We start from the raw sequence: 14,408 nt of genomic DNA on the forward strand, positions 1-14,408 counted from the left end.
ATGACCGTTCTGGTATTAGACGGAAGTAAGCGAGCTTCGTTAGCTATGGTTCGATCCTTGGGCCGGAATGGTGTTCCGGTTCACGTTGGTGAGTGCCATCATGGTTCTTTATCTGCCTTTTCGAAATACGCAACTGAAAGTGTACAGTACGCCAATCCCCAGGATAGCCGTGAGGCGTTTGTAGATGACATTAAACAAATTTTATCTCAACACGATTACGAGATGGTGCTTGCTTCTAGAGAGGTTACTACTCTCCCACTGTCATATTATAAATCTGAGCTCGAAACTGAAACAATCATCCCTTATCCTGGTTGGGAAATGATGAAATTAACGGTAGACAAGTCAGAAACTTTTAAAATTGCAGAAGAGATTGGTCTTCCGACACCTGCCACATATTATTTAGATTCTCCAGACGAATTAAACAGACTTACTGATGATTTAGAATACCCATTGGTAGTGAAACCACGATCAAAAACAACTTGGGTGGGTGACAAACCTAAAATGATGAAAGTCACTTCTAGCAACTACGTTGACAATTTTGAGGAACTGCAACAGATAACATTGGAAATATACGATGCTGTTGGAGTAATGCCACTAATTCAAGAATATATCCCAGGAGATGGGTATGGTGTTGAGGCTTTGTGCGACGAGGGTCAAATTCAATCTCTCTTCATGCATCGACGCCTTCGAGAGTATCCAATCACAGGTGGTGCAAGTACATATCGTGAGAGTGTCTGCAAACCTGAATTAGAACAACCAGCAGTTGACCTATTAGCATCTTTAGAATGGAATGGTGTAGCTATGGTTGAATTCAGGTTAGATAATAGAGATGGATTGCCAAAGTTGATGGAGATTAATGGACGGTTCTGGGGTTCGTTACCACTTGCTATCGCTGCAGGTATTGAGTTTCCTTATCAATTGTATCAACAATATCGTGGTGAGACGGTACCGTCTGTTAACTACGAAGAAGGAGTAACAAGTCGTTGGTTATTACCTGGTGACCTACTTTGGTTTGTGTCGTCATTGAAAAACAGCTCTAGTAAGTTAAACACGGTCCAACAGTTTGGTGCATTTCATAACCAAAATTACGATATTCTCTCGATAAGTGACCCGTTACCAGTTATTGGAGCAATACAAAACATGTTGCACCAAGGTATTGATGTGTTGAAGGGGAATAGAAACTTATCTGGAGAAGTCATATAACGCAGAGATCTATACAATATGACAAAAATCTTGGGAGAACTTAATCGTGAATACTAACCTTCATCACACAGGTTATAAAACTGGTACCTGGTAAATATTATGGACGTACTATTTGGAATTGGACACCCAGCCCATGTTCACTTCTACAAGAACGCCATTAGCAAACTAAAAAACAAAGGGTATGATGTCCATGCCATCACCAAGCGAAAGCCTCTAGCAATTGAGTTGCTTGAGAGGTACAGTATCGATTATACTATTGCAGGACGAAATAAAATCCAGAATAAAAGTTTACTGAAAACAGGATTGGCCTTCATTTCTTTTGAGATCGATGTTCTGAATGAGGTGAGAAAACACAATCCCAGCATAGTCACTGGGGTTGGTAGCATTGCACTTTCACATGCGTCCAGCGCGTTTAATTGTAAGTCGTTGATATTCACGGACACAGAAAATGCAAAGTTAGCCAATACAATTGCATTCCCATTTTCTGACTACATTTACACACCTGAGTGCTTCGAAGAAAACATTGGCCGAAAGCAATTTTGTTATCCGGGATATCATGAGCTCGCATATCTACACCCCAACTGGTTTGAACCAGACCCGACAGTTTTAGATGAAGCAGGAGTTGATCCAGATGAGAGATTTGTGATTCTTCGATTAGTCTCCTGGGATGCAATTCACGATATTGGAGATGGAGGATTCGAAGACGTTCAAGACGTGATCTCCAAAATTGAAGACACCGATACTCGTGTGCTGATCACCTCCGAAGAGAGTCTTCCTGATGAATTAGAACCGTACCAAATTTCAATAGAACCGCACAGGATTCACCATCTAATGAATTTTGCAAGTCTATTTATTGGCGAGAGTGCAACGATGGCTACCGAAAGTGCTGTTCTAGGTACACCGTCGATTTTTGTGTCTACAAGTCAGAGAGGATACACAAATGAGTTGGAAGACAAATATAGACTGGTATTCAATTTTTCCGAGAAAAGACGTCAGAGAAACGCAATAAATAAGGCAATCTCGATACTCGAGAATTACGACCGAAGAATTTGGGAAGAAAGAAGAGATGAGATGCTTGGTGAAAAAATTGACACGACTGGATTCTTACTCAGTCAGATTATGTCGCTTGAGGAACTAGAATGAAAGTTCTAAATTTAGTCACAACACCAAGACCATTTTTTGATAGCCAATTACAATCACTACGCGATTTAGGGGTTGAAGTTGATGTCTTGCCGGTTCCTGGACGAGATTCTCAAGAAGAGTCCCGATCGATCACAGATTACTTTGAATACTATCCTCAGGTTCTCAGCGAGCAATCCAACAACTATGATATTATACACGCAAACTATGGAAATACAGCTCCATTTGCAGTTTTTCAGCCCACACGACCAATCGTAATTACGTATTGGGGGTCTGATTTAATGGGTCCACTCAGTGCTTTTAACTCTAGTTTTTCACATGTTTTTGATGAAGTAATTCTTCCGTCACCCGTCCTCAGCGAATATATTCCAAACGAACATCATGTGATTCCGTTTGATGTTGACACAAAGCTCTTTAGACCAATTTCTATGTCAGAATCAAGGGATGTATTAGGATGGAAAGACGGTACTAACTATGTATTATTCCCATATTCCAAAAGTAGAAGTGAAAAAAATTACCCTCTTGCAAAAAAAATTGTGGATGACATTAATCGAAGTGTGAATTTAGTCACCATCTCGGACGTTGAACACGAGATGATGCCCCTCTACATGAATGCGAGCGATGCGGTCCTTGTAACGTCAAAACGCGAAAGTGGGCCAATGGTGGTTAAGGAAGCCGCATTGTGCAATGTTCCTGTTGTTTCTACTGATGTAGGGTTTGCATCAGATGTACTATCTGATGTGAAGAATTCATATGTATGCAATTCAGAAACCGAAATTGTCAATAGATTACAAGATATTCTTAGATCTGGACAGCGATCAGACGGACGGAAGCATGCTGAAAAATGGGGTAAAGAAGCAATGGGAAAAAGACTACTCAAGGTTTACGAGTCAGCATTATCTAAATAGCCTGTAATTGTCGGAATAATATTTGTTGCACAATTTACACTCAATCTAATTTTCTTTCGTTGATTGATCGTTGATACGTCCTTTGGAAACATCTGTCTTGCAGGTACACTGTCTGTAGCTCCTTCAGCTGTCTCGACTACGATACCACCAAGCTGTATCCGCAACAATTTTCATCTTGGCAAGTAGCAATATTCCCGTGATATACCGATTGAGGAATGCAATCGAAAACAAACATTTTCTGGCGTCCGTTCTTATCGCCGTTGGAGTCTTTGGTGCGGTTGTGGCGTTTATGTCTCCCAACGCATACACAGTTGCCCTTCCCCCTGCAATTGTCATTGCAGGCTTCTGTTTATTTTGGACTTCTGATGCAGACCTTCCGGTTCTGCCGATCGGTCCTAAACCTGCTCTTATTTTCTGGTTTATTGCAGGCTCTCTAAATATATTGATATTTGTCGGCTCCGATTGGACACGGACTATTTTTGTCCATTATGCAACCGTTCTGTGGCTCATTACCACCGGAATTGCGGTGTTCTCAATTTCAATTAGGGCAATTCCGCTGATTGTGGGATGGGCCACTGCACATCGTATCATGATATACTACAGCAGCTGGGATCCACTCGGAAATGATACTTTATTCCACCTTCACCATGCCGGGGAAATTGTTCGTATTGGATACGTGGGATCCCTATCTACATCGAAATACGCATACACACCACTGTTCCACGTTGGTACTGCAATCTCCGGCATAATCGGAAACATCTCGATGGAATCTGCAGGTTTTCTGTCTATTGGAATTCTAGCAGTAATTATCCCCATCCTCGTCGCGGCTCATCTTGGAAAGTTGCTATGGTCTCCAAAAATTGGCGCTGTAGCTGGATTTCTTGTTCCGCTTGGTGACTTTACAATAGCTTGGTCTGTGCGCCCTACTCCAACAACGCTCGGGTACTTGTTCTTTGTAATCACATTCGGTGTCTTGTTGACATCTTTTCGCACACAGAGTAATGTCTTTGACAAAGTAAGTCTTGGTCGTGTCAGAATTAGTAAGTGGAAAGTCGTACTTCTAATCATCATGATTGGTATGTATGCTACACACCAAATTTCAACGTTCATTTTAGTAATTTCTTTAGGATGCTTGATGTTGAGTTATAGATTGTTCAATCAAAACTACTTCATAATTATGGGGCGGATTTTTATCATATCTGGGGTGATAATGTCTGCTTGGTGGCTTGTTGTTAGGTACTCTGGACCTTCGAGTTCACTAGAATTCTTAGTAGTTGTTTTAGTGAATTTAATAACTAGACTTATCGAGACCTCTACTGGAGCAGTTTCAGAACCAACTGGCGAATTCGTCCTTTCCGGAGCACGTGCTCTTACGGTCTACCAGTCGTTTGGACTATCCATACTCCTTGGCCTTGCATCGTTAGGAGGGGGAATCTGGTTATCATCTTCAAAATCTCAACGAGAGGGATTAGCCATCTCGGTTGTCGGAGGCTCCTTAGCATTCTTCGCATTTGCTGGTCCACTGATTGGTATTAATTTCTTGATTCCGAGGCGATGGTTCGTATTCTTCTATTTCCCTGCCTCAATCCTAGCTGCGGTTGGATTACGTGGCCTGTTGAGAGTCCGTGTTCCTACGATATTGAGCAGCCGAGTGTCGCTAGGTGCGACAATGCGAACCATAATGGCTATTCTTGTAATATCATCTATGTTCGTTGGTATGGGGTGGAATTATATGGGTGCCATGGACAACCCACCATTAGATAAAGCTCCTGGGTCAGATCGACACATCACAACAGCAAGTGAGCAACATCTCTACTCTTTCGTTGTCTCATATCGAAGCGGAGAGACAAGTATTGTTGCTGACTTTCGAGCGCATCAATTACTAGTCAGACATTATAGGGTTAATGCTCTTCATCTGAGGTTAAAAAATAATAAAATCCTTCATTCTGGTCGACTACTGGCAGTTGACAGAAAGTATGCCCATTCAAAACATGCAGGGTACTACGTCTGGTCGCATAATACTTGGTGGCGTGTCTATGGACCAGTCTCGTTCCCACGTGGGTCAAAACCTTACGATAATGGTGATGGAAGTCTTTTGTGGGCCCCTTAATGAAATATAGTATAAATTGATGTGTGAAATGGAATGACTCAGTGGTTAACAGAACGGTCAATATTGTATGCCTTTTCGTTTATAATAGTACAACCATTCATGCTAGTTCAAGAACATCGTCGAGTATCTCCTTGGCTCTTGATTTAAACGTGTGATCTCGTCTAGCGGTTATATGCCCCTGTTGGGCAATCGAATGTCTCTCATTGGGGTTTTTCAGATAGTATCGTATTTTTTCAATCAAATCATCTGAACTATAATAGCATACTAAGTCCTTATTATTCTCGAATAAATTAGTGATTTGACTGTTCTGGTCGACAAGCTGGAATCCACCTGCACCTAGTATTTCAAACGTTCTTGGGTTCACAGCTTTTGAGGCATCAGGACGATGGATATTCAGGCAAATAGATGACGAATTATACAACTCAGATACTCTTTTTTGACCAATATTATAATTATTCAAGCTTTTGTCTATTTTTCTACGTTTAATTTTAAATTCGACTACTGACTTTGGATTAGACCAATTCCAATTACTGCCCCATATCTCAACGTTTTTGTTTGGAAAACTATTAATTACTTTATTTAATATCTTTATTCTATTTTTATATAATTTACCAACGAAAACTATGTCTGTGTCTCTTTTTGAATAATCTTTTGCGGAATAGTTCTCATCGTCGAAAGCCATTGGCAAAAATTTGCATGATATTCCCCGGGAGTTCAGGTATTCCACATCTGTAGCGTCGAACAGGTAAAATAGGTCACTTAATGCCCCGATTTCAGTAGCATTTGGACAGTGAGATAAATCATCGTATATCCATGTGACAATTACTGTGTCGGTCTCTTCTTGGATTTTCTGAACTGTAGAAGGCTGAACAAGGTCCCCCCGAATTATCAATAAGATGTCTGGCAAGCTCTCTTCAATTAAATTTAATAATTCCTCGTTATACTTACCAACTTCAAATCGGTGTTGTTGCAACTGGTATTCATGTCGTTCTCCTAATGAATCAAACCCAGATATTTTTGATTTTAAATATGATAGATACTTGGTGAGATTTTTTGAATATATTTCTGGCCACTGATGGAGAATAATGTTTGCCCCACACCTCCTAAACCCATTAGAGATTGATTTCACGTAACCATGGTGGTTTGGCCCTGAGACTATGACATCCATGTTCATAAATTCAAATATTCATTCATAAAGTCTTTACTGCATAATATATTGGTGAATTACCACTTCCGGTTTTGCCAATTTGAGGAACGAACTGGTCGTTGGGGCAGTATGAACGGTGTTCACTGTTCAGTTTCACGTTACCGGTTCGGCGATTTTTACAAAGAAAAAACTGGGAACCGACCGCTTCCATAATTCATTGGTGGATAGCAACGCGAGCGCCGGAGGGTTGGTTCATACCACTCGCATAAGACGTATCTTTCAACGACTGGGTCAAGCGCTCAAAGGGCGAACACAGCTTTACGAGGTACTATCTAGGCAGTACACATGCAAAAATTCCAAAGGACCTCCGCCAGCTACTCTTCAGAATTGAGTACTGCCACCCCATCTCCCGGTGAAATTATGGTTTGTACAACGGAGAACCCGAGTCGATCATCAATTCGGCTAGCAACCTGAAAATCATCCTCAGAAAATCCATTAAATAGGCGTAGCCCCAAAACGAATGTACCCACGACGGTGGGTGGTAAAATGAGGGCTGTGGGGAACTTCCCCAAATTGAGAAAGACAATAGCCCAGCCTATTATGCAGGAGGGTATAATCCCGAGCCAGACCCTGAATAGTTTATTAGTATACGGCGTCACCGAACGTAAAAAGTGAATTTCGAGAACACCAATAGCACCCCCCACAGCAAGTGCGGTACCTGTTGCTATTCCTGCTCCAAGAATCCCCAAAGTTGGTATTAGAACGAAGTTTAGCAATGTGTTGGTGCAAACGAGCACAGCAGTGTTGAAAAGTGTGAGTCTGGTATGTCCAAGCCCTTCTAGGACCATTCCTTCTGGCCCGAAAGATGCGTTAATGAGATAGCCGACCAGTAGCGTGACTAGTGCAGTCGCTGCAATAGAGTATTCACTGGTGAAAAATATTGATAGATAGGTTTTTGGAGCCAATATTAGTGTGAGTGCAATTGGTAATGTAAGCATGGTAACCCACCGCGTCGCTAGCTGGTACCGACTCTCGAGGAGAGCGGAATCGGATTGATTCTCAGCAATCATGGGCTTAAATATCGGTGTAATTGCACTGAGAACAATGAGTAAATTGCCGGATAGTAGGTATGCCACTCGATATTGTCCTACTTCGGTAGAACTGTAAAAGTAACCAATCACAAAATAATCGATTTGACCAACGAGTGAATACAGAACTCCAGCAAACACCAAGGGAACAGAGTATGACACAAGGTCTTTGTTTGAGACATTCTTCGAATCTGTATTCAGTATCCAGCCAGCTTCATAAAATAATAATATTGACCCAAGTAAGATTGCGATTAATAGTCCAAATATCTGGCCAGCAATGAGTCCAAACACCCCATATCCCGCGAATACAAGACCTGCTGCGCCAATCGTACGCACGAGCGGATTGAGCAAATCGCGCATTAGGACACGGCATTCCATCTTTTTTATACTATTGAATGAAGAACTTAGGATTTTGTAAACCGTGTATAGCGGAATTAAGGCGGCTAGGTATGGTATGAATCCTACCAGCTCGGGCTCCTGAAACAGCGCCGAGACCTGTTCTTTAACTGAAATTAAAATCAACGAACCAATTAAAGATGTAAATATGCCAATTGAAAATACAGTTATGAGTGTACTTTTTGCGTGTCCGTATTCAGATTGGTTTAAAAATTTGGGGATAAAATAGTCCAATGAGCGGTTGATATTCAAACTAGTAAAACCCTGGACAAACATTACAATCGAGATTCCTAAGGTAAACAAACCATATTCAGATGGAGAGACCAATCGGGTTGCCACAATAACAAAAATAAAACCGAGACTTTTGCCACACACTTTACCAAATAGGCTGATACCTCCCTGGCTTGCAAGTGTAAAAATGCTACTATCTTTCTGATCTTCCATCTGTCAGCCAAGATATCCCATGTCGCTCAACCGTTTTTCAATTTCCGCTTCTTCATCATCGCTCCATTGTCGTCCACCTCTGTTTGACCGCCCATACTGGTCTGACTTCTTGATGTCTTTTTGGTTTAAAATTCTGCTTGAAAGTGCACTTTTCATAACAGACCCATCGATCACGTTTGGGATTGGACAATCTTGAAGGTGCAATAATGTTGGTGCAATATCCAAAACATTTGCTCCATCGAAAGTCCCTGATCTGAATGATGGGCCGCTCGCGATTAATATCCCCTCTGATCTGTGGTCTCCTGACCTATCATGTTTGTTCTGTGCTGAAGATTGCAGAAGCGACTCTGAGTATCCTCCCTTCAACGTACAGTTTGGAACTGTCCGGACAATCAAGTCTGGCGCATCATCTAATTTCCACCCCTCAAATTCCTCATCACTTCGGATCACGCTCTCCACAAGTTTCTCACCGGTTTCTGGATGCTTTATCGAACATATTGACTCACAAACTTCTTCGACAATTTCGTCGTACTGTTCTGGGCTGACTTTCCCTTTACTAAATCTATTTTTTAGATTAATATACAGTGCTTGTCCAGATAACGTCGTAAAGAATGCTGTTGTATCTCTCCAAACCATGTTTCGGTGTGGCTCGTGTCGGAGGTTGCTTCCGAATAAGAACCAAGATTCTGGAAGAACTGATTTAATGATACTGTCTAAACCAACTTGGTTCATAACGTGCCATCCCTCCACAACTATTGTTGAAAGGGCACTTTTAGCAATATTATTCTTAGAACCTGGCGATTTCCTCACAAGAAGTCCTTCTCTTTCTAGCCATTCATCGATGTATATGTCGTGTGAAAGTGGACCAAAACCGTGATCTGATATTACTACGACATCACAGTTATCCCCAGTTTCTTCCAGCAACTCACCGATTCCCTGATCAACGGTCTGGTAGTACTCTTCAATCGCTCCTGATAGTGGTGACTCAGGATCATAGCGTGGGTGCGTTTCATCGAAATACTTCCAAAAAAAGTGTTGTATCCGGTCTGAGCCGTCATAGACCGTCATTGAGAAGTCTGTTTCATTCTTTCGAATGAGTTCAAGAAAGATTTCAGTTTGGCGCTCAGCAACTTCGATTAAATTCTGTTTGAATGCTTCGTAGTCCCCTGCTTGCTGTAAGGACCAATCTTCGAACAAATCTTCAACAGGCCCTACATCCTCCAAGAGCGACTCAGGAGTCGCAAAATCTTTAACGGTGTTTGGTGTTGGAAACCCAGTGACCATAAACCCGTCAACGTCTTCCGGCGGATATGTGAAGGGAACCTTGAATAACCCGGTTGTTGTTCCTTCATTGTTCATAATTTCCCAAAATGGTGTTGCACTCCGATCTGACGAGTTGATTGAACGTCTGTTGTAGTTCTCGTCAAAAGTACTGAAATCAAAGATGCCATGCTTGCCTGGATTGGTTCCTGTTTGGATTGAAGTCCAAGCAGGAGGAGAAACAGGTGGTGTAATTGACTCTAGTGGCCCAGAAACACCCTCCTGTTTGAGTTGAGCTATATTAGGCAACTTCCCTTCTTGAATTAAGGGATTAATTACGTCCCACTCTCCACCATCAAGTCCAATGACGAGAGTATCCATGTAAGTAACGTCTTCTCATCAATACATATGAATCCTTAGGTATACATCGTAAAGCAAATACTCCAACGTTGGGAGGAACAATTGATGATCCACGACGTCGAAGTCCGCGACCTCCAAGTCAACACCGACGAACGCGGCCACCTCGTTGAAGTATTCCGAAGAGACTGGGATGAATACGAAATCGACCCGGAGATGTCCTACTACTCGATGACGTACCCCGGAGTCGTCAGAGCCTGGCATCGCCATCTCGAAGGCCAAATCGACCACTTCGCATGCCCCAAAGGCCGCATCAAGGTCGCAATCTATGACGACCGAGACGACTCGCCCACAAAGGGCAAACTTGACGAGTTCATCATCGGTGAACACAACCAGCAAGTCATCCGCATCCCTGGCGATTGCTGGCACGGCTTCAAGGCTATCGGTGACGAGCCGGCGTTCCTCATCAACTACCCTACGAATCTCTATGACTACGAAGACCCCGACGAAGAGCGAATTCCGTACGACGATGAACGGATTCCGTACGACTGGAACGCCGAGGTTCACGGATGAGACCCAAACAGACAGCAATAGTGGGGTCACAAACATATTTAACACATGATTGGAAAGTCACATCTGTCGATGAAAGGCGTCTTACTGTCGGGAGGGACTGGGTCTCGACTTCGGCCCATCACCCACACCGGACCGAAGCAACTCGTCCCAGTGGCGAACAAACCGGTCCTCGAGTACGCAATCGAGGACCTCAAAGAAGCGGGCATCACCGAGATTGGAGTTATTCTTGGACACAAAGGTCGGGAGGAAATTCAAGACCTCCTCGGCGACGGCTCTGAGTACGGTGTCGAAATCACGTACATTGTCCAGGGGAACCCACTCGGCCTCGCGCACGCGGCAGGGTGTGCGAAGGACTTCGTGGGCGACGACGACTTCGTGATGTACCTTGGCGACAACATCCTCAAGCAGGGTGTCGTCGATCTTGTGGAGAGCTTTGAGTCGGGAGACCACGGGGCGGGTATCGCACTCCAAGAAGTAGACAACCCGCAGCAGTTCGGCATAGCGGACGTCGACTCGGCGGGCAACGTCACCGAACTCATCGAGAAACCCGACGAACCCCCGACGAACCTAGCACTCATCGGGATGTACGTCTTCTCGCCGGCGGTCTTCGACGCAATCGAGCGTTTAGAACCTTCGTGGCGCGGTGAACTCGAAATCACCGACGCGATTCAGACGCTCCTTGAAGACGGCTATGCAATCGACTCGCACGTCGTAGAAGGCTGGTGGAAAGACACTGGGAAACCCGAAGACATCCTCGAAGCGAACCAGCTCGTCCTAGAAGATAAGTCACTCCGGAAGGAAGGTACGATAGAATCCGATGCAACCGTCGACGGCCGTATCGAACTCCACGAGACGGCGACCGTTGAAGACGGCGCAGTCGTCCGTGGGCCTGTCTCTATCGCCGAAAAGACGGTCATCAAGTCGGGAACTTACGTCGGACCGTACACTTCGGTCGGTGCCAACTCGACGCTCGATGGCGTCCACATCGAGAACTCGGTCGTCATCGGTGATTCGATTATCGAGGCGTCCGGCCGAATCGTCGATAGCCTCCTTGGGAAAGGTGCGAACGTCGGCAGTGCTGACGAGTTCCTTCCGGAAGGTCGCCGGCTCATCGTTGGCGAAAATTCACAGCTGAAACTCTAACAATGCAAATCATCACTCATGCTTGCACGAAGTGCGGTACCATCGTCTCTGCAAACGAACTCGAATCGAACCGCGTGATGAAGTGTCCCGGACTTGGCTGTCAGAACGTCGTTCGGTTCGACGACCTCCCTGCAGACGACCGTGAACACTTCATCGAGAACAGAGAACGCTACGACATATAATCGCTGAACGAGCCTTCGATTGCGACGAGATCGTCTGCCAGCGTCGGCTGTGGACGTCCCAGTTCTTCTTCCACCTTGGAGACATCCAAGCACGAGTTTTGTGGTCGGGCTGCCTTACGGTTCAGGTCCGACATAGACGAAGACTCGATGAGTGCATCGTCGCCGCCGGTGAGGTTACAAATCTCCTCCCCAAACTCGTATGGTGTGACACAGGACCGACTCGTCACGTGGAACGTTCCAGTTGCGTCTGCTTCGAGCAGCGAGCGCGTCGTCTCTGCGACGTGACCTGCACGACTCGGTGTGAATTGCTGGTCTGTGAATAGCGGTACTTCGTCACCTGCCGCCAACGTCGATGCGACCCACTGTGGGAACCCAGTCAGTTCACCCGTGTCTCCTCGGGCTCCGTAGACGAACGATAGGCGGAGGATAAGCGCATCCGAGTCAGCATTACGAACGGATTCCTCTCCTGTAAGTTTCGAGGCACCGTATTCCTGAACAGGTCCATTCTCCCCGTCCTCTACGTACCGTTCGTCCGAGTCCCCGGCGAAGACGTAGTCAGTTGAGTAGTGGACGAAGTCGATATCTCGTTCGGCACAAACCTCGGCGATAGCACCTGGAGCAACACCGTTCACTTCGTTTGCGAGTTCAGAATTTGTCTCACATCCATCGACATCGGTGAAGGCAGCACAGTTGACGACGGTGTCGACTTCGTAGTCACTGACGAGTGTTGCAACTCGCTCAGAATCTGTGATATCGACTTCATGAAGTGGAATATCGAACTGCGGCGGTTCTGAGTGATACCCACCGACCACGTCGAAACCCTGCCCGAGAAGCGTCTCCACCACGACGCTTCCGAGTAGTCCATTTGTCCCAGAAACCAGTGTGCGCATGCAACCTCCGTGTCGATGAAAATGTAAATATATACCGCCTCAGACATTCGTGTATGGACATACTCGTTACTGGTGGCGCTGGATTTATCGGATCCAATTTTGTTCGGTTTCTACTCCAAGAACGCGACGACTCGGTAACCACGCTGGATGCACTCACATACGCAGGGTCGCGTGACAATCTCGAAGGCGTTCTCGATGACCCGAACCACCGATTCGTCGAAGGGGACATTCGTAACCGTGAACTCGTCGAAAATCTTGTGACTGACGCAGACGCAGTCGTCAACTTTGCTGCGGAATCTCACGTTGACCGCTCGATCAACGGTGCGGAACCGTTTGTCTCCACCAACGTCCAGGGGACGCAGACGCTCCTCGATGCCGCCCTCAAGGCCGACATCAACTGCTTCCTCCAGATATCGACTGACGAGGTCTACGGAGAGATTCACGAAGGCCACTTTACTGAAGACGATCCACTCAACCCACGAAACCCCTACTCGGCGACGAAAGCGAGTGCAGACTTACTCGTCCAGAGCTACCGAGAAACCCACGACCTTCCGGTACTCATCACTCGAACCTGTAACAACTTCGGCCCACGCCAACACCCTGAGAAGCTCATTCCAAAGTTCCTTAAGTATGCTGCAGCAGGTGAGACACTCCCCGTGTACGGTGACGGGTCGAACGTCCGCGAGTGGATATACGTCGAGGACAACTGTACGGCACTAGATACGGTTCTCCGCGACGGGAAAATCGGCGAGATATACAACATCGGGAGTGGAGTCGAACTCTCGAACATCGAAACGACGGAAAAGATTCTCGAAACAGTCGGTGGTTCGACTGACCAAATCGAGTTCGTCGAAGACCGTGCTGGACACGACCAGCGGTATGCCATCGACGCGAGTAAAATAAAGCAAATTGGCTGGGAACCGGAGTGGAGCTTCGAGGAAGGACTCGAAGCATGTGTCGACTACTACCTCGGGGGGGAAACCGTTGATGTCTAAAGAGTCGCTCCTAGAGGACAAGCCGATTCCAGACGACGAGTGGGAGACTATCGTTCGAAACGTACCACTCGTCTATCCGCATCCTTTCACCCGTCTCGCTTGAGTATGACGTTGCAGTCAAACACTCGCAATTGAGGCTTTTGGGGTTTCCAGCAGTCCCAAAAGTACACACCATAAATTTCGCATTTTTCGACACAGAGGTTTTCAGCGTGAGGTGATTCGTACCAATGCCAATAAAATGCGTTACCTGACTCATCATTTTCTCCCCCACTATTGCATTTCAAGTCGATAATGGCTGGCGAATCCAAAAACTCGACCCGCTCAACTTGGCCCCCACTCGAAGTGGAGGGATAACCGTGAGTCAGCGGTTCACTTATTGTCATTTCACCATTCCCACCATCGACATTTGTCACACGGCCGAATTGCCAGCGTCCACCAGCGTCGGGTGTCGACTCCAGGGGCAGCGTCCGTGTCGTAGGTGCCTTCCATTGGTCGTCTCTCTCACCGGAGTACAGAAAGAAGTTCTCGAATCGTTGAGCGGAGAGACCGGCCCACCGAGTTTCGTTGCCCAG

Annotated in this window: 12 protein-coding genes; 8 read left to right on the forward strand and 4 right to left on the reverse strand. The window is 45.6% G+C overall.

Features of this window, described 5'->3' with window-relative positions:
• The 4 genes from GJR99_RS12035 (at position 1) to GJR99_RS12050 (ending at position 5,361) form a co-directional block, all read left to right on the forward strand.
• A complete protein-coding gene (locus GJR99_RS12035; protein WP_151112467.1) occupies positions 1 to 1,203 on the forward strand; it encodes a carboxylate--amine ligase in 1,203 nt (400 codons plus the stop codon).
• Positions 1,204 to 1,302: 99 nt separating this feature from the next.
• Complete coding sequence (locus GJR99_RS12040) at positions 1,303 to 2,346, forward strand: DUF354 domain-containing protein (RefSeq protein WP_151112469.1); 1,044 nt, start codon at positions 1,303 to 1,305, stop codon at positions 2,344 to 2,346.
• The gene (locus GJR99_RS12045; protein WP_151112471.1) at positions 2,343 to 3,251 is read left to right on the forward strand and encodes a glycosyltransferase family 4 protein; all 909 of its coding nucleotides are present in this window, start codon (positions 2,343 to 2,345) and stop codon (positions 3,249 to 3,251) included. The genes GJR99_RS12040 and GJR99_RS12045 overlap by 4 nt, the downstream gene beginning before the upstream one ends.
• Before the next feature lie 196 nt (positions 3,252 to 3,447).
• The gene (locus GJR99_RS12050; RefSeq protein ID WP_151112473.1) at positions 3,448 to 5,361 is read left to right on the forward strand and encodes a hypothetical protein; all 1,914 of its coding nucleotides are present in this window, start codon (positions 3,448 to 3,450) and stop codon (positions 5,359 to 5,361) included.
• Positions 5,362 to 5,458: 97 nt separating this feature from the next.
• Here GJR99_RS12050 and GJR99_RS12055 read toward each other — a convergent pair whose 3' ends face one another.
• The 3 genes from GJR99_RS12055 to GJR99_RS12065 all read right to left on the reverse strand — a co-directional run bounded on the left by GJR99_RS12055 (position 5,459) and on the right by GJR99_RS12065 (position 10,077).
• The gene (locus GJR99_RS12055) at positions 5,459 to 6,529 is read right to left on the reverse strand and encodes a CgeB family protein (RefSeq protein ID WP_191967119.1); all 1,071 of its coding nucleotides are present in this window, start codon (positions 6,527 to 6,529) and stop codon (positions 5,459 to 5,461) included.
• A 353-nt stretch (positions 6,530 to 6,882) separates the two neighbouring features.
• Complete coding sequence (locus GJR99_RS12060) at positions 6,883 to 8,436, reverse strand: oligosaccharide flippase family protein (RefSeq protein WP_151112478.1); 1,554 nt, start codon at positions 8,434 to 8,436, stop codon at positions 6,883 to 6,885.
• A 3-nt stretch (positions 8,437 to 8,439) separates the two neighbouring features.
• Positions 8,440 to 10,077, reverse strand: a complete 1,638-nt coding sequence (locus GJR99_RS12065) for an alkaline phosphatase family protein (RefSeq protein ID WP_151112479.1) — start codon at positions 10,075 to 10,077, stop codon at positions 8,440 to 8,442.
• A gap of 84 nt (positions 10,078 to 10,161) precedes the next feature.
• Between GJR99_RS12065 and GJR99_RS12070 the strand changes: the two genes are divergently transcribed.
• The 3 genes from GJR99_RS12070 to GJR99_RS12080 all read left to right on the forward strand — a co-directional run bounded on the left by GJR99_RS12070 (position 10,162) and on the right by GJR99_RS12080 (position 11,951).
• Complete coding sequence (locus GJR99_RS12070; protein WP_151112481.1) at positions 10,162 to 10,626, forward strand: dTDP-4-dehydrorhamnose 3,5-epimerase family protein; 465 nt, start codon at positions 10,162 to 10,164, stop codon at positions 10,624 to 10,626.
• A 69-nt stretch (positions 10,627 to 10,695) separates the two neighbouring features.
• Positions 10,696 to 11,769, forward strand: a complete 1,074-nt coding sequence (locus GJR99_RS12075; RefSeq protein ID WP_151113956.1) for a glucose-1-phosphate thymidylyltransferase — start codon at positions 10,696 to 10,698, stop codon at positions 11,767 to 11,769.
• A 2-nt stretch (positions 11,770 to 11,771) separates the two neighbouring features.
• Positions 11,772 to 11,951, forward strand: a complete 180-nt coding sequence (locus GJR99_RS12080) for a hypothetical protein (protein ID WP_151112483.1) — start codon at positions 11,772 to 11,774, stop codon at positions 11,949 to 11,951.
• Here GJR99_RS12080 and GJR99_RS12085 read toward each other — a convergent pair.
• Positions 11,939 to 12,841 (reverse strand): SDR family oxidoreductase, encoded by a 903-nt coding sequence (locus tag GJR99_RS12085; protein ID WP_151112485.1) that lies wholly within the window; start codon positions 12,839 to 12,841, stop codon positions 11,939 to 11,941. The two genes, GJR99_RS12080 and GJR99_RS12085, sit on opposite strands and share 13 nt — an antisense overlap.
• Positions 12,842 to 12,894: 53 nt before the next feature.
• Between GJR99_RS12085 and rfbB the strand changes: the two genes are divergently transcribed.
• Entirely contained in the window at positions 12,895 to 13,836 is a 942-nt protein-coding gene (gene rfbB, locus GJR99_RS12090) for a dTDP-glucose 4,6-dehydratase (RefSeq protein ID WP_151112487.1), read from the forward strand.
• Positions 13,837 to 14,408: the final 572 nt, after the last annotated feature.

The sequence above is a fragment of the Haloferax marinum genome (assembly GCF_009674625.1).
In the GTDB taxonomy this organism is placed as follows: Archaea; Halobacteriota; Halobacteria; order Halobacteriales; family Haloferacaceae; genus Haloferax; species Haloferax marinum.